At 34.2% G+C, this 22,203-nt stretch carries 16 protein-coding genes; 11 read left to right on the plus strand and 5 right to left on the minus strand.

The window, feature by feature from the left end:
- The 5 genes from fabF (at window position 1) to FJV36_RS02340 (ending at window position 4,943) form a co-directional block, all read left to right on the plus strand.
- A complete protein-coding gene (fabF, locus tag FJV36_RS02320; RefSeq protein WP_158730284.1) occupies window positions 1-1,254 on the plus strand; it encodes a beta-ketoacyl-ACP synthase II in 1,254 nt (417 codons plus the stop codon).
- A gap of 4 nt (window positions 1,255-1,258) precedes the next feature.
- Entirely contained in the window at window positions 1,259-1,999 is a 741-nt protein-coding gene (gene rnc, locus FJV36_RS02325) for a ribonuclease III (RefSeq protein WP_158730283.1), read from the plus strand.
- A gap of 114 nt (window positions 2,000-2,113) precedes the next feature.
- Complete coding sequence (locus FJV36_RS02330; RefSeq protein ID WP_158730282.1) at window positions 2,114-2,605, plus strand: IPExxxVDY family protein; 492 nt, start codon at window positions 2,114-2,116, stop codon at window positions 2,603-2,605.
- Between the two features lie 5 nt (window positions 2,606-2,610).
- Window positions 2,611-4,041, plus strand: coding sequence for a pyruvate kinase (gene pyk / locus FJV36_RS02335; RefSeq protein WP_158730281.1), 1,431 nt, complete (start codon window positions 2,611-2,613; stop codon window positions 4,039-4,041).
- 131 nt (window positions 4,042-4,172) lie between these two features.
- Entirely contained in the window at window positions 4,173-4,943 is a 771-nt protein-coding gene (locus FJV36_RS02340; RefSeq protein ID WP_158730280.1) for a Bax inhibitor-1/YccA family protein, read from the plus strand.
- Between the two features lie 250 nt (window positions 4,944-5,193).
- On the opposite strand, the gene FJV36_RS02345 is transcribed toward FJV36_RS02340, so the two are convergent.
- Both FJV36_RS02345 and rbfA read right to left on the minus strand, forming a co-directional pair.
- Entirely contained in the window at window positions 5,194-6,393 is a 1,200-nt protein-coding gene (locus FJV36_RS02345) for an FtsX-like permease family protein (RefSeq protein WP_158730279.1), read from the minus strand.
- A gap of 3 nt (window positions 6,394-6,396) precedes the next feature.
- Window positions 6,397-6,789: a 30S ribosome-binding factor RbfA gene (gene rbfA / locus FJV36_RS02350; protein ID WP_086453295.1), complete on the minus strand. Its 393-nt coding sequence runs from the start codon at window positions 6,787-6,789 to the stop codon at window positions 6,397-6,399.
- 278 nt (window positions 6,790-7,067) lie between these two features.
- On the opposite strand from rbfA, the gene FJV36_RS02355 reads away from it, so the two are divergent.
- The 5 genes from FJV36_RS02355 (at window position 7,068) to FJV36_RS02375 (ending at window position 17,356) form a co-directional block, all read left to right on the plus strand.
- Window positions 7,068-10,775 carry an exodeoxyribonuclease V subunit beta gene (locus FJV36_RS02355; protein ID WP_158730407.1) on the plus strand — a complete coding sequence of 1,236 codons (3,708 nt, stop codon included), beginning with the start codon at window positions 7,068-7,070 and terminating at the stop codon, window positions 10,773-10,775.
- Between the two features lie 48 nt (window positions 10,776-10,823).
- Window positions 10,824-12,017, plus strand: coding sequence for a glycine C-acetyltransferase (gene kbl, locus FJV36_RS02360; protein ID WP_158730278.1), 1,194 nt, complete (start codon window positions 10,824-10,826; stop codon window positions 12,015-12,017).
- Window positions 12,018-12,127: 110 nt separating this feature from the next.
- The gene (locus FJV36_RS02365; RefSeq protein WP_158730277.1) at window positions 12,128-13,543 is read left to right on the plus strand and encodes an OmpA family protein; all 1,416 of its coding nucleotides are present in this window, start codon (window positions 12,128-12,130) and stop codon (window positions 13,541-13,543) included.
- 63 nt (window positions 13,544-13,606) lie between these two features.
- A complete protein-coding gene (locus tag FJV36_RS02370) occupies window positions 13,607-16,384 on the plus strand; it encodes a PD-(D/E)XK nuclease family protein (RefSeq protein ID WP_158730276.1) in 2,778 nt (925 codons plus the stop codon).
- Between the two features lie 300 nt (window positions 16,385-16,684).
- The gene (locus FJV36_RS02375) at window positions 16,685-17,356 is read left to right on the plus strand and encodes an ATP-binding cassette domain-containing protein (protein ID WP_158730275.1); all 672 of its coding nucleotides are present in this window, start codon (window positions 16,685-16,687) and stop codon (window positions 17,354-17,356) included.
- On the opposite strand, the gene FJV36_RS02380 is transcribed toward FJV36_RS02375, so the two are convergent.
- Complete coding sequence (locus FJV36_RS02380) at window positions 17,353-18,135, minus strand: alpha/beta fold hydrolase (RefSeq protein ID WP_158730274.1); 783 nt, start codon at window positions 18,133-18,135, stop codon at window positions 17,353-17,355. The two genes, FJV36_RS02375 and FJV36_RS02380, sit on opposite strands and share 4 nt — an antisense overlap.
- Window positions 18,136-18,355: 220 nt before the next feature.
- Between FJV36_RS02380 and FJV36_RS02385 the strand changes: the two genes are divergently transcribed.
- Window positions 18,356-19,585 (plus strand): AbiH family protein, encoded by a 1,230-nt coding sequence (locus FJV36_RS02385; RefSeq protein WP_158730273.1) that lies wholly within the window; start codon window positions 18,356-18,358, stop codon window positions 19,583-19,585.
- A 31-nt stretch (window positions 19,586-19,616) separates the two neighbouring features.
- On the opposite strand, the gene FJV36_RS02390 is transcribed toward FJV36_RS02385, so the two are convergent.
- Window positions 19,617-20,417, minus strand: coding sequence for a TIGR00266 family protein (locus tag FJV36_RS02390; protein WP_158730272.1), 801 nt, complete (start codon window positions 20,415-20,417; stop codon window positions 19,617-19,619).
- Between the two features lie 326 nt (window positions 20,418-20,743).
- Window positions 20,744-22,036, minus strand: a complete 1,293-nt coding sequence (locus FJV36_RS02395; RefSeq protein WP_158730271.1) for an aminopeptidase P family protein — start codon at window positions 22,034-22,036, stop codon at window positions 20,744-20,746.
- Between the last annotated feature and the right edge of the window lie 167 nt (window positions 22,037-22,203).

A 22,203-nucleotide genomic window follows, 5' to 3' on the forward strand; every position in this document is an offset into this window, starting at 1 on the left:
ATGGAATTAAGAAGAGTTGTAGTAACAGGATTAGGCGCTCTTACTCCTATTGGAAATACTGTACAAGAGTATTGGGACGGGCTAATAAATGGCGTTAGCGGAGCTGCACCTATCACTTACTTTGATGCCTCTAAATTTAGAACTCACTTTGCATGCGAGGTTAAAAACTTTAATGTTGAAAATTTCATTGACCGTAAAGAAGCCCGTAAAATGGACCGATACGCTCAATATGCCATGGTTGCATCTGAAGAAGCAGTAAAAGATGCCGGTTTTGATATGGAGAAAATTGATAAAGACCGCGTGGGTGTTATTTGGGGATCAGGAATTGGCGGATTAGAGACTTTTCAAATTGAAGTTCTTAATTTTGCTGCAGGAGACGGGACGCCAAAATTTAATCCTTTCTTTATTCCAAAAATGATCGCTGATATTGCAGGTGGACATATCTCCATTAAATATGGTTTTAGAGGACCTAACTTTACAACTGTTTCTGCATGTGCTTCTTCTACAAATGCCATTATAGATGCTTTCAATTATATTAGACTTGGCCATGCCGATGCTATGGTTACAGGTGGCTCTGAAGCTGCAGTAACGATTGCTGGTATGGGAGGTTTTAATGCTATGCATGCACTATCAACAAGAAATGACGATCCAAAATCGGCCTCAAGACCAATGGACAAAGACAGAGATGGTTTTGTTCTAGGAGAAGGAGCAGGTGCCTTGGTTCTTGAAGAATACGAACATGCTGTTGCTCGTGGCGCAACCATTTATTGCGAAATAGGTGGCGGCGGTATGTCTGCAGATGCTTACCACATTACAGCTCCACATCCAGAAGGACTTGGTGCTAAAAATGTAATGCTAAACTGTCTTAGAGATGCTGGATTAAAACCTACTGATGTAGATGGTGTAAACATGCACGGAACATCAACTCCACTTGGTGATATGGCAGAGTCAAAAGCTATTCTTCACGTATTTGGCGAACATGCCTATAGCATGAATTTAAATTCTACTAAATCAATGACAGGTCACTTACTAGGTGCTGCAGGTGCTGTAGAAACTATATCTGCTATACTTTCTCTAAAATACGGCTTAGTACCTCCTACTATCAATCATTTTACTGATGATGAGAATATTGACTCAAAATTGAACTTTACATTTAACAAAGCTCAAAAAAGAGATATGAATGTAGTGATGAGCAATACATTTGGCTTTGGAGGTCATAATGCATGCGTTTTGGTAAAAAAATTAGACATCTAATTGTATGAACATAATTAGAAAAATATTTAAAAAATCCCGTTCGGCTACTGACGGGATTTTTTTTGATTCTATCCAGAAAATCCTAGGATTTCCTCCCTTAAATCTTGAGTTTTATACCAAAGCTTTCACTCATAGATCATCTAATAGACTTGATTTATCTGGCAATCCCATCAATTATGAACGCTTAGAATTTTTAGGAGACGCTATGTTAAGTGCAGTAATTGCCGCTCATTTATTTAATGAAGCACCATCAGGTGATGAAGGGTATCTTACCAAAATGCGCTCTAAAATTGTAAGTAGAGAACATTTAAATGAACTAGGGAAAGACTTAAATTTGATTCAGTTTATAGAGAGTAAAGTTCCTGTTCAACATTTTGGAGAAAATATTCATGGCAATATTTTTGAATCTCTAGTGGGTGCTATTTACCTTGATAGAGGCTACGAATTTTGTGAAAAGTTCATTAGAAACAGAGTTATTACTCCTTATGTAGATATAGCCCGCCTTGAAGGCAAGGTAATTAGCTATAAAAGCTTAGTTATTGAATGGTGTCAAAAAGAGAAAAAAATATTTCATTACGATATTTTTGATGACAACTCTATTGATGGCCAACGTTTTTTTGGTGTTAAACTTAGTATTGACGACAAAGTCATTGCAAAAGCAAGGGCTACCTCCAAAAAGAAAGCAGAAGAAAAAGCATCCCAACGCGCCTATTTTGCATTTCAAGAAAAAATGGACAGAAAATAATACAATTTTCTATAAAACTATATCGTTTTCGTTCATAAATTAACAAAAACATCTTATTTAGAGGGCTATACACTTCAATAGAAATGCTATATTTACATCTTATTTTTTGATGAAATGGCAAATCTTAAACTTAATTTAGGTGAATTTGATGCAATAGACTATCATCTAATTGCAATACATACCTCTTTAGAAGATTATCGATTGGCTTACTTTATCAATCAAAAATTAGCTGTCAATTTGAGTAAATGTAGTAATGAAATTCAAATTAAGATTAAAGAGGGAGAAACAAATTTTTCAAGATTTTTCTATGAAGGTCCTGAAAATGAAATTTCTTGGGATTTAATCCAAAATAAAAATGAAGTGCTTCAAGAGAAACAAAAAGAATTTTCTCAAAATTTATTTTCTGATATCAAGATGGAAGTAGCTACAAAAGTATTTTTATTACCTGAGTTTAAAAAAGTAGACTATTTTTTTAAAATTGAAAATACAGATGACACCTTGAATTTGAACGAAATAAAAACATTATTAAATACCATAAATAAAGTTTCTGCAGTTTACAGCGTAGAGACAACTAAAATAAAATCTAAAAACAATTTAATTTTTTAATACAAATGCTTACAAACAAAAAAACTAAAATTGTAGCTACACTAGGGCCAGCATGTAGTACAAGAGAAACCATCAAGGACATGATTGATGCAGGAGTCAATGTGTTTCGTGTAAATTTTTCGCATGCAGACTACGAAGATGTAAAGGAAAAAATAAATATTATTCGCGGTTTAAATAAAGAGTTTGGCTATACAACCGCAATTCTTGGTGATTTGCAAGGTCCTAAATTACGCGTAGGTGTAATGGAGGAAGGCGTTGTTGTTCATGATGGAGATTTAATAACATTTACCACTGCCGAAAACATTCTTGGTACTGCAAAAAAAGTATTCATGAAGTATAAAAACTTTCCAAATGATGTAAATCCAGGAGAAAGAATATTACTTGATGATGGTAAACTTATTTTTGAAATTGTTGAAACTGATAAAAAATCTGAGGTTGTTGCAAGAGTAATACAAGGTGGTGAACTTAAATCTAAAAAAGGAGTAAATTTACCTAATACAAAGATTTCTCTGCCAGCTATGACTGATAAAGATATCGAAGATGCTATTTTTGCTATTGGACAAAATGTAGATTGGATTGCTTTATCATTTGTAAAAACACCGAGAGATTTACAAGATTTGCAGGAATTAATAGCAGAACATTCTGAATATAAAATTCCTATTGTGGCAAAAATCGAAATGCCTGAAGCATTAGAAAATATTGATAAAATTGTAGCCTATTGCGATGCGCTTATGGTGGCTCGTGGGGATTTAGGAGTTGAATTGCCAGCTCATGAAGTTCCTTTAGTGCAAAAAGAATTAATTCGAAGAGCAAAAACAGCTCGAATTCCAGTAATTGTAGCTACCCAAATGATGGAGACTATGATCACTAGCTTGACTCCTACGCGTGCAGAGGTAAATGATGTTGCAAACTCTGTAATGGATGGGGCAGATGCAGTAATGCTTTCTGGCGAAACTGCAACCGGTAACTACCCTGTTCAAGTGATTCAAAAAATGACTCAAATTATTGAAGCAGTTGAGGATTCTCCGCTAATTCAAGTTCCTCAAAACACACCACAAATCAAAACGAATCGTTTTATTACAAAAACAATTTGTCATCACGCTGCAACTATGGCGAATGTTATTAAAGCAAAAGCTATTTGTACGTTGACAAATAGTGGCTATACTGCCTTTCAAATTTCGGCTTGGAGACCTAATGCACACATTTTAGTTTTTACATCAAATGAAAGAATCCTTACGCAACTTAATTTATTGTGGGGAGTAAAATCTTTCATGTACACTAAAGATGTAAGCACAGATGATACAGTAACAGATGTAAACGAGATTGTGAAACAAAAAGGCTTTGTTCAAAAAGGAGATTTCCTTATCAATCTAGCAGCAATGCCTATCAAAGATAAAGGAATGGTAAACACCCTGAGAGTATCTGAAATAGAATAACACTAATTACAGCCTATCTAAACCATCCCTTACATTTTGTGGATGGTTTTTTTTTGCTAAAAAACCGAAATCATAAGTATGAATTTACAGGAAATACAATTATATTTGAAGGTAAAAAAAACATTAAAATTATGAGTTTGAATTCAAATAACCCGTTTTTAAATAGTAAAAGATTTTCAACTGCTGTTTCAAAAAGTGAAGAGATAAATCAAGCAACAATCATTGATTACAATGATGAAATGACCATTTCTGGTACAATAAACAAGAGCTTACTATTGTTTATGATTCTAATAGGATCGGCTACCGTAATCTGGTGGCTTACTTTTAATGGAATGAATCCATTTGTCCCAGCTATTGGTGGTGCGGTAGTAGGATTAGTACTAGTCCTTATAGCTGCTTTTAAACCGCAATTGTCGCCTTACTTAGCGCCAGGATATACCCTTTTTGAAGGTTTATTTATTGGTGCAGTTTCGGCTATTTTTGAGGCGTTATATACGGGTATAGTAATTCAAGCTGTTGGCGCTACTTTTATTACTTTTATGATCTGCCTTGGTTTGTATAAATATAAAATTGTACAGGTAAATGAACAATTCAAATCGGTTGTTATAGCTGCAACACTAGCTATAGGAACGTACTATTTAATTTCTTGGTTACTGTCAATGTTTACTAGTTTTGTTCCTGTACATCATGGTAATTCTTGGATAAGCATAGGAATAAGTGTTTTTGTAATTGTAATTGCTTCTCTAAATTTATTTTTAGATTTTGATAGAATTGAAAAAGGAGTTCAAGAGAGAATGCCTAAGTATATGGAATGGTATGGCGCAATGGGTTTAATGATAACGCTGGTATGGCTTTACATAGAATTCCTTAGATTGCTCAGTAAATTAAACAGTAGAAACTAGTATTGTTTTAATAAAAAAAAACCTTTTCAAAACTATTTTTTTTGGAAAGGTTTTTTTTATTGCGTTTCTGGACTACCGAATAGCAAAAACTAAAATATGGGGCAAAAGCAAATTTTGCAATCAATTAAAAAAAGTTTAAGTGACTTCAATTGTAAAATTTATTTTAGGGTTATCAGCTTCTTTTTTGAGATAAAAGTTATTGGCTGTTTGTAGTCACAATATGAATGCATTAAATATTCAAGTGTGAATTTTAGTCTAACAACCGCTTACTCACGCGGCTACTTGCTATCAGTGAAGCAATAAAACCCAGCGATACAATGGTTCCCATCACTATGAGAACATTTTCAAGAGAGAAAACAACGGGATAGGCTAGTGTAGGAGTAATCATAATCAACTGGAAATGCTCTTGAAGCAAAACAATAATAATCCCAATAGTTAATCCTATAATGCCACCAAAAACACTCAATAAAGTACCTTGAAGTAAGAATATTTTGCGTAAATCTTTTATTTCAGTACCCAGGTTATATAGTGTTTTTAAATTCCCTTTTTTGTCCAAAATCATCATTATCAAAGCGCCAATTAAGTTAAAAAGTGCCACCACAATCACTAATGTAAAAATTAAATACACAGCAATATTCTCTGTGTTTAGCATTTTATAAAGAGCCTCGTTGAGTTGGGCTCGGTTTTTTACCGTGATTTTATGGCTAAAAATGGAGTTTAATTGAGATGTAATTGCCTTTTCATCGGCTGTTTTAGATACTTTAAATTCTATTCCCGAAACTTGATTGGGTTTGTATTCCAGTAATTCTTGGGCTAAACCCAAGTCAGCAAAAACATACTTTGAGTCTAAGTCATCGTTAATATTATAGATGCCTACAGGTATTACACCGGTTTTATTAAAGGCTTGTTCAGGATTTTCAATGGCGCCTTTTCCTGGTTTTGGAACTAAAACTTCCAGTTGATTATTGAAATCCAACAATCCCATGGAGAATTTTTGAGCTATTCCATAGCCTACAACTACTTGGTATGTATCTGGGCTAAGCCATTGCCCGTTAAAAAGTTTTGTATCAAGGGCATTTACTTTATTAAAATTGTGGTCCACTCCTTTAAGAGTAGCAACTTCTTGCTTTCCATCAAAAGTAAACAAAACCCGCTCTTCAATAATTTTGGAATAAGTAACAATGCCGTCAATTTTTTTAATCTGCTTTTCCTGACTTGGTAAAACAAAGAAAGATTTACCCAGAGTGCTGCCTATTTTTAAATCAGGATCTATATCATTTGCAAACGAAAGACTAAACACTTTAAGTCCGCTAAACACTGATAAAACCACAAATAAAGCCATCGCACCAACAATAATTCCCAAACTGGCAATCCGATTGATGATGTTAATAGCATTATTTTTGCTATTGCTTTTAAGGTAACGTTTGGCTATATAAAGCGGAAAATTCAAAGGTTATTGAAATCTACGTTTGTCTAATAAATCTCTGTTTTCAATAGGATTGTCTCGGTTAGCAAGAGCATTGTCTATTTTTTCAATATAGTCTAAAGAGTCGTCAATAAAGAAAACCAAATTTGGTACTTTTCTCAATTGCAAACGAACACGTTGAGACAAGTCATGCTTTATATTCTTAGAATTTGATTTTACAGCCTCCAGAATTTCATTTGCTTTTTCTTGAGGAAATACACTTAAATGCACCGTAGCTACTGATAAATCTGTAGTCACCGTAACCTTGGATACCGAAATGACTAAGTTTGCCAATCCGTTTTTTCTCACTTCACCTTGCAGAATGTCAACCAAATCTTTTTGGATCACCCCACCTATTTTTTTCTGTCTATTTGTTTCCATGCTGCAAAAATACTACTTTTAAGTTTTATCCCGAAGTTTCGGCGCAAATTTTAAAAAGTAACCTATTAATACACGTATTTTTAGGAGCTATTTCCTGCTGTTCACTATATCTTTTTATAAGGTGATGAAAAATCACCTCATAAAAAGGATGCCGTTTCCATCAGGGCTAGGAGATCCCGTGCAGTAGTGCGCTATTTCTATAAAATGATAAGTAAAATTCAATATTTAAAAATATCAATTTGGAACCTAAAATAAATCCAGTTTCGGCTCCCTCACCTTTGGGAAGTCCGGACGCTTCGGTAGGGGAGGGGAAACCTTCTTTCTCTATATATGACGCTTCTGCAGGTTCTGGAAAAACCTATGCGTTAGTCAAAGAATACCTTAAGATAATTCTTGTTGCAACAAAAAACGATGCCTATCGCAACATTCTGGCCATCACGTTTACCAATAAAGCGGTACACGAAATGAAATCCCGGATCGTAGGCAGTTTATCTGAGTTTGCAAAGGAAGAACCCAACCAAAAGGCGCAGGACTTAATGCAGGATTTAGCTTCAGATACCAAACTCTCTATTATCCAAATCAAAACCAAATCACAGCAAATCATTAAGCATATTATTCACAATTATGCTGCCTTTGATATTTCTACCATTGATAAATTTACCCACAAAGTGATTCGGGCTTTTGCTCATGACCTGAATCTTCCCATGACTTTTGAAGTCACTTTGGACACTGAAAATTTATTGACAGAAGCTGTTGATGCCATTATTGCTCAAGCTGGAGAAGATGAAACATTAACAAAATTGTTAATTGATTTCACAATGGAAAAAACAGATGATGATAAGTCATGGGATATATCTCGGGAAATTCTTCAAACTGGGAAACTGGTCTTGAATGAAAACAACCGAAATGAAATCACCCATTTTCAAGATAAATCCATCACTGAATTTGTCGAAGTCAAAAAAAAATTAGCCGAAACCTGTAAGATTCTTCAAAAAGAGAGCATCGTTTTAGCTGAAGAAGCGTTGGCAATAATTGATAAAAACGGAATCAATCTTAAATCCTTTTCGGCAGGACATTTCCCCAATCATTTAGTTGCCATTAAAGAGGGGAAATACAATCCTAAAAATAAAACCTATCATGAATTTGATGATATAAAAATTAATAAAACAGCACAAGACAGAGCCGTAATAGAAAGTATCATTCCTAATTTACTTCAGCTTTTAGACAGTATTTATAAACTGCATGATAAAATAAATTTTTACAAAGCATTCTTAAAAAACATTACACCTTTATCATTATTGAATACAGTAAGTAATGAATTGGCCAAAATACAACAGGAGCAAAATGTCCTTTCAATAGCTGAGTTTAATGCCATCATTCATAGAGAAATTCAAAATCAGCCAGCGCCCTTTATATACGAGAGATTAGGAGAGCGTTACCGACATTTTTTCATAGATGAATTCCAGGATACTTCCGAAATGCAATGGCAAAACCTGATTCCGTTAATTGACAATGCACTTTCAGGTCAGGACGATTACGGAGTAAAAGGGACTTTGATGATAGTAGGAGATCCCAAACAATCTATTTACAGATGGCGTGGTGGTAAAGCAGAACAGTTTATTGAATTAAGTAAGGATCAAAACCCATTTAGTAATCCGGATAAAAGACTGGAACATTTAGACAAAAATTATCGTTCCTATTCCCAGATAATTGAGTTTAACAATGATTTTTTTAAGTTAATTTCAAATGAATTTGAGCACCCAGATTATAAAGATTTGTATGAAAACCACAGCTATCAAAAAACGAATGATAAAAAAGGAGGGCATGTAAACATTTCATTTATCCCAAAACCAGAAAAAGGAGAAGAGGAATATGATATAAATCTAGATGAGGAAAGTAAGAGCAAAATAGATTTATACGTTGAAGCCACTTTGAAAACCATTCAAAAAACGCTTCAACAAGGTTTTCAATATAAAGATATTGTGGTACTCACCAGAAAACGAAGTCAAGGAATTGCCATTGCTAATTATTTAACAGAGCAAGGAGTTCCACTTTTGTCATCGGAGACTTTGATGATTCAAAATGCCACCGAAGTACGATTGATTATTCATTTATTAAAATATTTAAAAAACAGCTCCGATTTAGAGTCTAAGGCAAATTTCCTTCAATACATAGCTCAAAACAGTCAAGACAAGCTGCCTGTTCATGATTTTATTGCCCAAGGAATGGCTTTGCATAAAGAAATTGATTTTGAAACGTGGTTACTCGGCTTTGATGTTTCACTTTCGTTTCAAAACATTCGAAAAAAATCATTGTATGAGGCGGTAGAAACTATAATTAGTAAATTCCTCTCCCCATCCCTCTCCAAAGGAAAGGGTGACGAAGCGGCTAATGGTTTGGATAAAAATGTTATAGCTGAATCACATAAGTTAGGATACATGACCGGTGGAAATTATGCTCATCTTTTAAACGAAAAAGCAAAAGAAAAGAGAAAAGAGCCAACGCCTGCTGAGAAAGTTCTTTGGATGGAGCTTAAATCTAAGTCACTAGATGATCATAAATTTAGGCAGCAACACTTAATAGATGATTTTATTGTTGATTTTGTTTGCTTGTCAAAAAAACTAGTTATTGAAGTAGATGGAGAGTATCATTTTACCGATGAACAAGCTGTGCTAGATAGTAATAGAACCAATACGCTCAATAAGTTAGGATATAAAGTTATCCGATTTACTAATGGTCAAGTGTTAAAAAATATATCAGAGGTTTTAAAAGAAATCAAAAAGGAGCTAATGGTTCAGGAGAATTCTCTAGATATTATTGCTCCAGTTTCATCTCCCTCCCTTTTGGGGAGTCCCGACGCTTCGGGAGGGGAGGGGAATGCCTACGTTCAGTATTTCTTAGACATTGTTCTGGAAAGAGATATTCGCAATCAAGCAGGAATTTCAGATTTCTTGAATTTTTGGGATAAAAATGCAGAGAAATTTAGTATTCCTTCACCAGAGGGAACGAATGCCGTTCGAATAATGACCATTCATAAATCAAAAGGATTGGAGTTTCCAGTTGTTATTTTTCCTTTTGCCGAGGAAGATTACAATAGAAAACCAAAAGACAAACTTTGGTTGCATGCTGAGGAGGAGGATTTTGGTTTGCCAAAAGTTTTAATTGATAATAGTAGTGCAGTAGAGGGATTTGGTGAAGCGGCAGCAGCGGTATACTATCAAAAAAAACAGGAAGAATTGCTTGATAATATTAATGTTCTATACGTGGCTTTAACTCGTGCAGAGGAACAGTTGTATGTGATTTCAAATATGAATCTATCTAGTAAAGGCGAAATTCCAAAGAATAATATGTGTAGCTTTTTCATTAATTATCTAGATCATAAAATTGGTTTTGATGAGCAAAAATTAGAATATGAATTGGGTGTACCAGTCAAGTTGTCCTTGGTAAAGCAACATGTTGATACTTCAAAAACAATTCCTGTTGTTTCAGAAATTTTGAATCCAAAGAATATTAAAATTGCACAACGCGAATCTATAATGTGGGGAACGCAGCAACAAGAAGCCATTGAATACGGAAATTTAATTCATGAAATTTTATCCTTTGTAAAAACAAAAAAGGATGTTGACATAGCCATTACAAAAGCATTAGAAAATGGTTTAATTTCCTATCAGCAGCAAGAAACGGTTTTGGCTACCATTCAAGAAATTGTGAATCATCCTGAATTAGAAATTTGTTTCTCAGAGGGGAATCAGGTTTTAAATGAGCAAACCATCATTCAAAAACAAGCAAAATCTATAAAACCAGACCGTATGGTGGTCACTCCAAATAGAGAAGTGCTGTTGGTAGATTATAAAACAGGGTCTCATAATGTAAAGTACCAACAACAATTAGAAAGTTATCAGTCGGCAATAGAGTTGATGGGTTATAAAGTGACAAAAAAAGCACTTATTTATATCGGAAAAGAAATCGAAGTAGTAAATTTGTAACTCAAAAATGAATAATTCGCAAAAAATAGAACTTTTAATAATTAGTTTATGTACGGAAAAATAAAAGAACATCTTCAAGCAGAATTGCAAACCATAGAAGATAACGGGATTTTTAAGAAAGAAAGAATAATAACCTCACCACAAGGTGCCGAAATTACAATAGCAACGGGAGAAACGGTACTTAATTTTTGTGCAAACAATTATCTAGGATTGTCATCTCATCCAGAAGTAGTTCAGGCAGCAAAAGATGCGCTTGATACACATGGTTTTGGGATGTCATCTGTTCGTTTTATATGTGGTACACAAGACATACATAAAACATTAGAGAGAAAAATATCTGAGTTTTACGGTTTAGAGGACACAATATTATATGCGGCTGCATTTGATGCTAATGGTGGTGTTTTTGAGCCATTATTGGGGGAGCATGATGCCATAATTTCGGATAGTTTAAATCACGCCTCTATTATAGATGGTGTGCGTTTGTGTAAAGCAGCTCGTTACCGTTACGAAAACTCAAATATGGAGGATTTAGAACAGCAACTGATAAAAGCTACTGAGGCGGGAACCCGATTCAAGTTAATTGTAACTGATGGTGTTTTCTCTATGGACGGATTAGTGGCTCCATTAGATAAAATTTGTGATCTAGCGGATAAGTATGATGCTATGGTTATGGTAGATGAGTGCCATGCTGCAGGTTTTATTGGGGCAACCGGAAAAGGTACGCTCGAGGCAAAAGGTGTAATGGGTAGAGTAGATATTGTTACAGGAACTCTAGGGAAAGCCCTAGGTGGAGCTATGGGCGGATACACTACAGCAAAAAAAGAAATTATAGAAATCTTGCGTCAACGTTCAAGACCGTACTTGTTTTCTAATTCACTAGCGCCATCAATTGTAGGTGCTTCAATAAAGGTTTTTGAACTATTAGAGAAAGATACCACTTTACGTGATAAACTAGAATGGAATACAAATTATTTCAAAAACGGAATGAAAAAAGCTGGTTTTGACATTATAGATGGTGATTCGGCAATTGTACCAGTAATGCTTTATGATGCAAAATTATCACAAACAATGGCTGATGAATTGCTGAAAAAGGGCATATATGTAATTGGATTCTTCTTTCCTGTAGTTCCAAAAGATAAAGCAAGAATTAGAGTGCAACTCTCTGCAGCACATACACAAGTGCACTTAGATAAGGCAATTCAAGCATTTGTTGAAGTGGGTACAATGCTTAATATTATATAATTCCCACATTGAGCACGTAAATCGATTTTTTTTAACATTTCGTTTTGTAGTTTAAAATTTACGTGCTACTTTTGTTTATAATTAACTAAATGTAATTAAAAAATTTAAGTATGAAACATCTTAACAAAATTTTTGTTGCTGCGATGATGGTGGTGGGATTTACATCTCAAGCACAAGATAGCAACAATCCTATTGCAATATCTTTCGGGGTAAATGCTATAGATACTAAAACTAGTGCAGGAGGAGGAAAAGGATGGGCTGATCGTCATTTCTCTCAACCATTTGCTGTAAAAGACAACTGGAATATTTTACCATCAGTATCGTACCTAAGCGTATCGAAATATGTTGGAGATAATTTCTCTGTAGGTCTTTCAGGATCTGTGAATAAAATTGATAAATGGGTAAGATTTAATCCAACTGCTGCTGGTAGAGATTCTCGTGGATATGTAGTAAGCAATCCTGGAGACTTAATGTATTATGGAATTGATGCTACTATTAAATATAGTTTCATGAACATGATCAAATCAAAAGTTATTGATCCTTCTCTTTCTGTAGGTGGTGGATACACTTTCTTAGGAGATACTAGCTTTGGAACTTTAAATCCTGGAGCAGGTTTAACTTTCTGGTTCACTGAGAATGTAGGTCTTGAGTTAGTAACAAGATACAAAAAATCTTTCGGAGATGCAGAATTGCAAAGATCTCACTTTCAGCACTCTGCTGGTATTATCTTCAAATTTGGAGCTAAAGATACTGATGGAGACGGAATCTACGATAAAGAAGATGCTTGTCCAGATGTTGCTGGTTTAAAGCAATTCAACGGATGTCCTGATACTGATGGAGACGGAATCCAAGATAGCGCTGACTCTTGCCCAGATACAGCAGGTTTACCAGCTTTAAATGGTTGTCCAGATGCTGATGGAGATGGTATAGCTGATAAAGATGATGCTTGTCCTAGCGAAGCTGGTCCAGTTTCATTAAAAGGTTGTCCTGATACTGATGGAGATGGATTAGCTGATAAAAATGACAAATGTCCTACTGTAGCAGGTCCTAGAGATAACGCAGGTTGTCCTTGGCCAGATACTGATGGAGACAGTGTATTAGACAAAGATGATAAATGTCCTTCTGTAAAAGGTACAGTTGCTAACCAAGGTTGTCCTGAAGTTTCTGAAGAAGTGATGAAAACTTTAAATAACTACGGTAAAGTAATCTTATTTGATTCTGCTAAATCTACTTTCCAACAAGGTACTTATGCTGTTTTACAGTCTATTACTGCAATCTTGAAAGAATATCCAAATTCTAATTTCCAAATTGAAGGTCACACTGATAGCGATGGAAGTAATGTATTAAACCAATCTTTATCTGAAAATAGAGCAGCTGCTGTTAAAAACTATTTAGTTGAAAACGGAATTGCTACTGAAAGATTAAAATCTACAGGTTTTGGAGAAACTAAACCAATTGCACCAAACAAAACTGCAAAAGGAAAAGCTGAAAACAGAAGAGTTGAGATTTCTTTGATCAAAGAATAATTTCCTCAAAATATTTATAGAAAACGCCTCGATTTATCGGGGCGTTTTTTTTATTTTTATAAAATGACAAATATTACCTTTTTAGATAAAATAGCTACAGTTTTAATAGAAAAATATGCAACTCGTTTTTCGGATACCATTGTAGTGCTGCCTAATAAACGAGCTAAAATATTTCTTATTGAAGCTCTAAAACGTCAGGTGACTACAAATGTTTTCGCTCCAGAAATTATTAGTATTGAGGATTTTATTCAAGACATTGCAAGCATTCGTACTATTGATCCTATTGAGTTGTTATTTGAGTTTTATGAAGTGTATCTATCTATAACTGATAAGGCTAGTCAACAAACCTTTGAGTTATTTGCCAATTGGGCCAAAACTTTATTGCAGGATTTTAATGAAATTGATCGGTATTTATTAGATCCAACATATGTATTGTCCTATTTGAAAGATATTGAAGACATCAAAAAATGGGGAATTGAGGTGGAAAACAAAACGACTTTATTAGAAAAGTACATTGATTTTTGGAAATTATTACCCGTTTATTACCAAAATCTGTACAGTCATTTGCTAAATAAAGGAGTTGGTTATCAGGGATTAATTTATAGAGAAGCAGTTCATAATCTAATTCATTTTTCAGAAAGTGTTCAAGATAAAAAGTATCTTTTTGCGGGGTTTAATGCACTAAATGCTGCCGAAGAAAAAATAATTCAACATCTAATAGCAGGTGAACAAGCTGAAATTTTTTGGGACGTAGATCAAACTTTTCTCAACGATCCGTATCATGATGCAGGACTTTTTGTGAGAAGATTTAAAGAAAGCTGGAAACATTATAAGGTAAACCCTTTTGAATGGATAGTTGATGATTTTTCGCAAACCAAAAACATAAAGGTTATTGGCACACCCAAAACAATAGGTCAAGCAAAAATAGCAGGAAGTATAATTGAAAATGTCATCCTTGAATCTAATACGTTAGGAATTGATGATCATCTTGATAAAGTTGCAGTTGTATTAGGAGATGAAAATCTCTTGGTGCCACTTTTATATTCGTTGCCATCAACAGTTGGCGCTTTAAATATTACAATGGGTTATTCCAGCAAGAATAATCCGGCTCAAATCTTGATAAGTAAATTATTTAAAATGCATACCAATGCACTTTCAAGAAATGCTAAAAGTTACGTTTTGTATTATAAAGATGTTTTAGATATTCTAACACATCCATTAGTGGAACCGTATGCAAATACCAATGCGCTCGTAAAAATTATCAATCTAAATAATTATACCTTCATTACACATCATAAATTGATGGAGTTGCAAGTTGAGCCTAGTGAATTGTTTTTGTTGTTATTTCAAAAATGGGAAAACGGATCGATTCCTGTTTTAGAAACAATTTCTAAATTATTGCAAACTATAAAAGAGAATTTAAGCAACGATAATGAGGAAGAAAAAATCACGAAGGCCTTTGTTTTTGCTATTTTTAAAGTAATTAATAAACTTATTAACTACTATTCTAAACACGAACATATTGATAAAATAGAAACGCTATATTCTATTTATAAGCAGGTTATTGATCTTGCCGAAGTATCGTTTGAGGGAGAACCATTAAATGGTTTGCAGATTATGGGTGTGTTAGAAAGCAGAGTTTTGGATTTTGACACAGTCATTGTCACCTCTATGAATGAAGGTAAATTCCCTGCTGGTAAATCTCAAAATTCCTTTATTCCTTATGACGTGAAGAGGGAGTTAGGTTTACCAACTTTTAAGGAGAAAGACGCTATTTATACCTATCATTTTTATCATTTATTGCAGCGTGCCAAAACTATTTACTTGTTGTATAACACCGAAAGTGAAGGTTTGGATGCTGGTGAAAAAAGTCGATTTATTACGCAACTGGAAGTAGAAAAGCAAAACAATCACACGATTACTCATGAAATTTATAATGCGGTTTTACCCGATACGGCGTACCAACCTATTGTAATTTCTAAGTCGGATAGTGTGATGTTACGATTGAAAGAAATTGCTGAAAAAGGATTTTCACCCTCTGCTTTGACCAGTTATATCCGTAATCCGATTCAGTTTTATTTCCAAAAGATTTTACGCATTAGCGAAGTCGAAGAGGTAGAGGAAAATATTGCTTTGAATACGCTGGGTACCATTATTCATGAGACCTTGCGTGTTTTATATGAACCATTTATTGATAAATTTATTTCAGAAAGCGATATTTTAAATTGTTTTAAGCAAATAGACGTTGAGGTTCTAAAGCAATTTAAAGTAGTATACAAGGAAGGCGAAATCAAAAAAGGACGTAATTTATTAGCCTTTGAAGTAGCCAAGCGTAATGTTTCTAATTTCTTGAAAGTAGAATTAGAAAGCATCAAAAATGGTGATGCGATCAAAATTATTGCTTTGGAACAAACTTTTGAACGTGTTTTGCATCATCCTAATTTGCCTTTTCCAGTATTGATAAAAGGAAATGTGGACCGAATTGAAGAACGCAATGGAAACATCCGAATCATCGATTATAAAACGGGAAAAGTGGATAAAGCCAATGTGACTTTAAAATCTTGGAACGGACTCATTGAAGATATTAAAAGTGATAAAATCATACAGGTGCTTGCATACGCGTACATGTACGAAACGGAAGCAAAAGGAAAAACCATCGAAGCAGGTATTATCTCTTTTAAAAATCTAAAAGCAGGTTTTTTACCGTTTAATTTTAAAGTAGATAAAATTGTTAATAGCAGTATCACCGATGATATTTTGAGAAATTATCTGGAACAATTGGTACTTTTATTAAGTGAAATTTTGGATGTGAATACGCCTTTCAAAGAAAAAATAATTTAATTCAACTACTATCAGAAAGCTAATTAATTGTTTCGAGTTTTACAAAAGTACTTTAGCCATAAACGTCGCTATAAGTACTTTGGCGGCGGTTTTTGGAGGTTTTGAAACCTTTAAATATGTGCTCTTATTTTTTGGATTTTTTATTAGTCTTTTGATTAAAGAGGTGAATGCTAAAAACGAATACTTGTTTTATTACAACAACGGTCTTTCAAAAATTCAGTTGATTGTTTATGGATTCCTCATTAATTTTTTCTTTTCGATGATCTTCATTCTTGTTGTGAATCTTATGTTGAATTTCCTATGACAACATGTATTTTAGAAGTAGATAGCGTACAAAAACAATACAAAGGAAAAATTATCCTTTCGGATGTGTATTTGAAATGTGAAACGGGTACTGTTCTCGGGATTTTGGGTCGAAATGGTTCTGGTAAATCTACATTATTGAAGATTATTTTCGGGATAGAACCAGCTGATTTTAAGTTTGTTCGGGTTGGTGGAAAAGTGCTGTCAAAAACAAGTGAGCTGTTAAAGGAAATAAGCTATTTACCGCAGGATTCTTTTATTCCAAATTCTTTTTCCATTCATAAAACCATTCAATTGTGCATTGCCAAAGCGAAAGTAAAAGAATTTTGTGCAGATGCCATGATACAGTCTATGTTGGGTAAAAAAATCAAACATTTATCTGGTGGGGAATTGCGGTATCTAGAAATTAAATTAATCCTGAACAATGATTCAAAATTTGTACTGCTTGATGAGCCTTATAATGGATTGTCACCCATCATGATTGAAAACATAAATGCGTTAATCACAACAATGTCTGCTAAAAAAGGGATTTTGATCACCGATCATAATTATGAAAATGTGATTCAAATTTCGACCAAACTGGCATTAATGAAAGATGGGAAAATGCATCATTTAAAAGATAAAAACGAACTCGTTGAAAAAGGTTATTTAAAATTTGGTATGCTCTAAATACTTTTAAAAAAAGACAATAGAGCAGCTAATAATTCGTCTTGATTTTCTATGTGACTCATGTGTCCATCAGGAAAAGTGATAAGTTGGACCGCCGTGTTTTCTATTTGTTCCTTGGTTTCTTCATAATTCAAAACAGGATCTTTTTCTCCTAAAATTAAAAGTTTCGGAAAAGGCGTAAGGTGCAGCAAAACTTCTCGATCTTGCCTGGTTTTCATGCCTTCTAGTGAGGCAACAATTCCTTGCAAAGGCGTTTTTAAAGCTTCTTTTTTGACGTTTTCAATCGTTGCAGCTAGTCGCTCTCTATTATTTTCACTAAATAAATTACCAATCGAAAGAGAAATAAAATTTACAAAAGATTGTTTCACAGCTTTAATGGCGCGATCCCGATTCTTTTTGCGCTCTTCACTGTCGGCTCTTGCGGTTGAGTTGAGTAAAACCAATCCTTTGACAGTATCGGGATACAATTCGGCGAAAGCCAAAGCCACGTAACCTCCCATAGAATGCCCTACAAAAATAGCTTTGCGAATGCGCAATTCTGATAAAACGGCATGAACCACATCGGCATTATCCTCCATGGTGTGCACATAACCCAAACATTCCGTGGCGCCATGACCTAACAAGTCAATGCTAATAACACGATTTTTTTGCGCCAATTCTGGGACATAAAAATCCCACATGCTTTTGTTCTCTAGAAAACCGTGAAGTAAAACAATGGCTGTTCCTTTTCCAGTATTGGTATAGGAAATAGTGGTGTTTTTAAAGAGGATTTGTTTCAATTTTGTAATGTTTATGCAAAGCTAAAGCTTTAATTTTTTTCAAAACATATAAGCCATTTAAGTTTTAGATTTTTTTGGGTGATTCAAACTAAAACTGTCATCTTAAATGTCAATATAACTAAAAAGGATTTTAACCATATAAGAAATATAAGGTCATGTAAGTATTTTATAAATTCACTTGTATTAAAAATAGTATATTTGAGTAAAGCAACTTAGAAAAATGAATAGACTTGTTATAATTGGAAACGGATTTGATTTAGCTCATGGTTTACCGACTTCTTACAAAGATTTTATAGATGATTATTGGAAGAAAGTGGTGTGCACAAATCACGATGATGACTTTATTTCATTTCAAAATTTAGATCAACATTTTAAATTTGAAAAAGTTGAGAATTTAAAAGGATTGGCAAATTGTATTTTTCAATTGGATCAAGAGATTAAATTTTTGGATGCTGAGATATACAAAGAGTATGGTAATAATCACAGTGGTAAATATCCAAGATTACAGATACTCAACTATAAGAATCATTTTTTTAAGTTGATCAATCAAAAATCAGTACAGAATTGGGTTGATATTGAAAATGAATATTATAAACAACTGAAAAGCATAGTTGATTTTAAGCAGGTTGGTATTTCACAAGATAAAGATGAATTTGAATTATTACGCAGAAACAAAATATTGAGATTAAATAAGGAGTTTGATCAAGTAAAAAACTGCTTAGTATCTTATCTCGAAAATAGAGTCTTTATTAATGAAGAAATTTTATCATCATTTATTGAGTTGTTAAAAATTAATAGAGGAACAGATGAATATTTTGCTGAATTTTCAAATCAAGATTATAAGGTTCTAAAGGATTTTTATATTGAAGATAGCCCAGACAAAAGAAAAGAAGTAATCACCTTTTGTTTGAATTTCAATTACACAAAAACGATTGATAAATACATTAACTACACAACGGAATCTGGGAAAGACAGGAGTTTTGGACAAGTTTATAATTTACAAATTCACGGAAGATTAAATGATTTTAGTAATCAGATTAATTTTGGTTTCGGAGATGAAATGGATGAAGATTATAAAATAATCGAAAATTTAGATGATAATGAATATTTAAAAAATTTTAAATCATTTCTCTACTCACAGAACTCTAATTATAAAAATCTACTTGATTTTATTAATGTCAATAAGTTTCAAGTTATAATTATGGGGCATTCTTGCGGATTATCAGATAGAACTCTTTTAAATACCATTTTTGAGCATTCTAATTGTAGATCAATAAAAGTGTTTTATCATGAAATTAAAGATGAGAATGGGAAAGTTATCAAAGATAATTACACAGAAATTATTCAAAATATATCTAGACACTTTAATAAGAAAAAATTAATGCGAGAGAAAATAGTTAATAAAACACTTTGTCAACCATTACCTCAAGTTAAACTACCATTAAAATAAAAAAGCTCCCATTTCTGAGAGCCTTTGAGTCTTAAAATCTATTATCGCCGTCTATTAATCGGCCTAAACCGCCTAATAAACTGCCTTCGTCACGGCTGCTTCCGCCTGCCCTTGGTGCCGATGCAATGATTCTATCGGCAAGGCGACTGAAAGGTAAGGACTGAATATAAACTGTTCCTGGACCGCGTAGTGTAGCGTAAAATAATCCTTCGCCACCAAAAAGAGAATTTTTGATTCCGCCTACAAACTCGATGTCATAATCTACATCTTTTGTAAATCCTACAATACAACCGGTATCTACTTTTAGGACTTCACCTGCGGCTAATTCTTTTTTGGCTAATGTTCCGCCGGTGTGCACAAAGGCCATTCCGTCACCTTCAATTTTTTGCATGATGAAACCTTCTCCGCCAAATAACCCAGTTCCTAATTTTTTAGAGAATTCGATTCCTACTGATACGCCTTTGGCTGCACATAAAAAAGAGTCTTTTTGGCAAATAAATTTACCTCCAAATTGCATCAAATCAATTGGGATGATTTTTCCAGGATATGGCGATGCAAATGAAACTTTACTTTTGGTATTGTTTTGGTTTATGAATGCGGTCATAAAGAGACTTTCTCCAGTAAGTACTCGTTTTCCAGCGCTTAAAAGTTTGCCAAACAATCCGTTTTCTTGTCCAGAACCGTCTCCAAAAATGGTTTGCATTTGGATGTTGTTATCCATCATCATAAAACTTCCGGCTTCGGCAACGACAACTTCCTGAGGATCTAGTTCGATCTCTACGTACTGCATTTCTTCGCCGTAAATGTGGTAATCAATTTCGTGTGCTTGCATGATTTTTATGTTTTTAGTTTTTTTCTAGTTAATATTTTAATTGTTGTTGATAACGATTTTAAGAATAAGTCTTTGACTGTTTTGTAACGTTACAACTTTAGAATTGTTTTAACATTTTGACTACTGAAAATGATCTGTGAATGATAGCCCTGATGGCAGTGGTATCTCCCGCTTATAAAAAACAAGGCTTTTGTGCCGTAGTTTTTTAAGTGGGAATATAACGAACAGCAGGACAGGTCGTGGTTTTGAAAATTACATTTACTGCTCCCCAAAAAAAAAGCAACCTAGATTGCGCTAGACTGCTTGTTATGGATGGGAAAGAGTTGTTATGCGTTCATGAGGTCTTCGATTTCTTCGACTTCGATAGGGATGTTGCGCATCATGTTGAAAGGTTCGTCGTTTTCTTGAACGATGATGTTGTCCTCAAGACGAATTCCGAAACCTTCGGCAGGAATGTAAATCCCAGGTTCTACGGTAAAGACCATGTTGGCTTGCATTGGCTCGGTCAAAATACCATAATCGTGGGTGTCTAACCCCATGTGGTGTGAGGTTCCGTGCATGAAATATTTTTTGTAAGCGGGCCAATCAGGGTTTTCGTTTTGGACATCGGCTTTGTCAATAAGACCTAAACCTAATAATTCTGAGGTCATTATTTTCCCAACTTCGATGTGGTATTGTTTCCAAAGTGTGCCAGTGGTTAACATTTTAGTAGCTTCGTTTTTTACACGAAGTACGGCGTTGTAAACCTCTTTTTGACGAGTAGAATAGCGACCAGAAACGGGAATGGTGCGCGTCATATCACTAGAATAATTAGCATATTCAGCAGCTACATCAAGTAAAATTAAGTCGCCTGCTTTGCATTGTTGGTTGTTTTCAATGTAGTGCAAAACATTGGCATTGTTACCCGATGCGATGATAGGCGTATAAGCAAAACCACGAGAACGGTTGCGGATGAATTCGTGAATCAATTCAGCTTCGATTTCGTATTCAGTAACGTTTGGTTTTACAAAAGGCAACAATCGTCTGAAACCAAGCTCGGTGATGTTACAGGCTTTTTGAATCAAATCTAATTCTTCGCTTTCTTTTACAGAACGAAGACGTTGTAGGATAGGGTTGCTTTTTGCAACGGCGTGTGCAGGATATTTTTCTTTCCACCATTTTACAAAGCGTGCTTCGCGGGTTTCGGTTTCTACCGTGGCGCGGTAATGCTCGTTGGTGTTGATGTAAATGGTTTCGGCATGCGTCATCATTTCGAATAACACTTTTTCAAAATCTTGTAACCAATACACGGTTTTGATTCCGGTTACTTCGTAAGCACGTTCTTTGGTTAATTTTTCGCCTTCCCAAATGGCAATGTGCTCGCTAGTTTCTTTCAAGAAAACCATCTCGCGTTGGTGTTCATAAGGTGCGTCAGGGAATAAGAGTAAAATACTTTCTTCTTGGTCAACACCACTCAAATAAAAGATGTCTCGGTGTTGTGCAAAAGGCAACGTACTATCAGCAGAAACTGGATAAATATCATTCGAATTAAAAACAGCTACACTTTTTGGCTTCATTTGAGCCATGAATTTGGCTCTGTTTTTTATAAATAAATTGCGGTCAATTTGATGGTATTTCATGAGTTGAGTTTTGTTTTTTATGGGTGTGAAATGTAATTGGAATGGCTTATTTATCTCTTTAATTTAAAACAATTAGATGCTAATCCATATTTTTTATTGATTATTCAAAAATAGTAACTTTGAGAGAAACAGGTGTTAATTAGAGTATAAAATTTTTTGGTCCGTTG

Origin of the sequence: Flavobacterium sp. I-STPP5a (assembly GCF_009764685.1) — a bacterium.
Taxonomy (GTDB): Bacteria; Bacteroidota; Bacteroidia; order Flavobacteriales; family Flavobacteriaceae; genus Flavobacterium.

What these genes read in the sequence shown, in the direction of transcription:
- fabF (WP_158730284.1), top strand. Translation starts at nt 1, where the DNA reads ATGGAATTAAGAAGAGTTGTAGTAACAGGATTAGGCGCTCTTACTCCT.
- rnc (WP_158730283.1), top strand. Translation starts at nt 1,259, where the DNA reads ATGAACATAATTAGAAAAATATTTAAAAAATCCCGTTCGGCTACTGAC.
- FJV36_RS02330 (WP_158730282.1), top strand. Translation starts at nt 2,114, where the DNA reads ATGGCAAATCTTAAACTTAATTTAGGTGAATTTGATGCAATAGACTAT.
- pyk (WP_158730281.1), top strand. Translation starts at nt 2,611, where the DNA reads ATGCTTACAAACAAAAAAACTAAAATTGTAGCTACACTAGGGCCAGCA.
- FJV36_RS02340 (WP_158730280.1), top strand. Translation starts at nt 4,173, where the DNA reads ATGAGTTTGAATTCAAATAACCCGTTTTTAAATAGTAAAAGATTTTCA.
- rbfA (WP_086453295.1), bottom strand. Translation starts at nt 6,789, where the DNA reads ATGGAAACAAATAGACAGAAAAAAATAGGTGGGGTGATCCAAAAAGAT.
- kbl (WP_158730278.1), top strand. Translation starts at nt 10,824, where the DNA reads ATGTACGGAAAAATAAAAGAACATCTTCAAGCAGAATTGCAAACCATA.
- FJV36_RS02365 (WP_158730277.1), top strand. Translation starts at nt 12,128, where the DNA reads ATGAAACATCTTAACAAAATTTTTGTTGCTGCGATGATGGTGGTGGGA.
- FJV36_RS02370 (WP_158730276.1), top strand. Translation starts at nt 13,607, where the DNA reads ATGACAAATATTACCTTTTTAGATAAAATAGCTACAGTTTTAATAGAA.
- FJV36_RS02375 (WP_158730275.1), top strand. Translation starts at nt 16,685, where the DNA reads ATGACAACATGTATTTTAGAAGTAGATAGCGTACAAAAACAATACAAA.
- FJV36_RS02385 (WP_158730273.1), top strand. Translation starts at nt 18,356, where the DNA reads ATGAATAGACTTGTTATAATTGGAAACGGATTTGATTTAGCTCATGGT.
- FJV36_RS02390 (WP_158730272.1), bottom strand. Translation starts at nt 20,417, where the DNA reads ATGCAAGCACACGAAATTGATTACCACATTTACGGCGAAGAAATGCAG.
- FJV36_RS02395 (WP_158730271.1), bottom strand. Translation starts at nt 22,036, where the DNA reads ATGAAATACCATCAAATTGACCGCAATTTATTTATAAAAAACAGAGCC.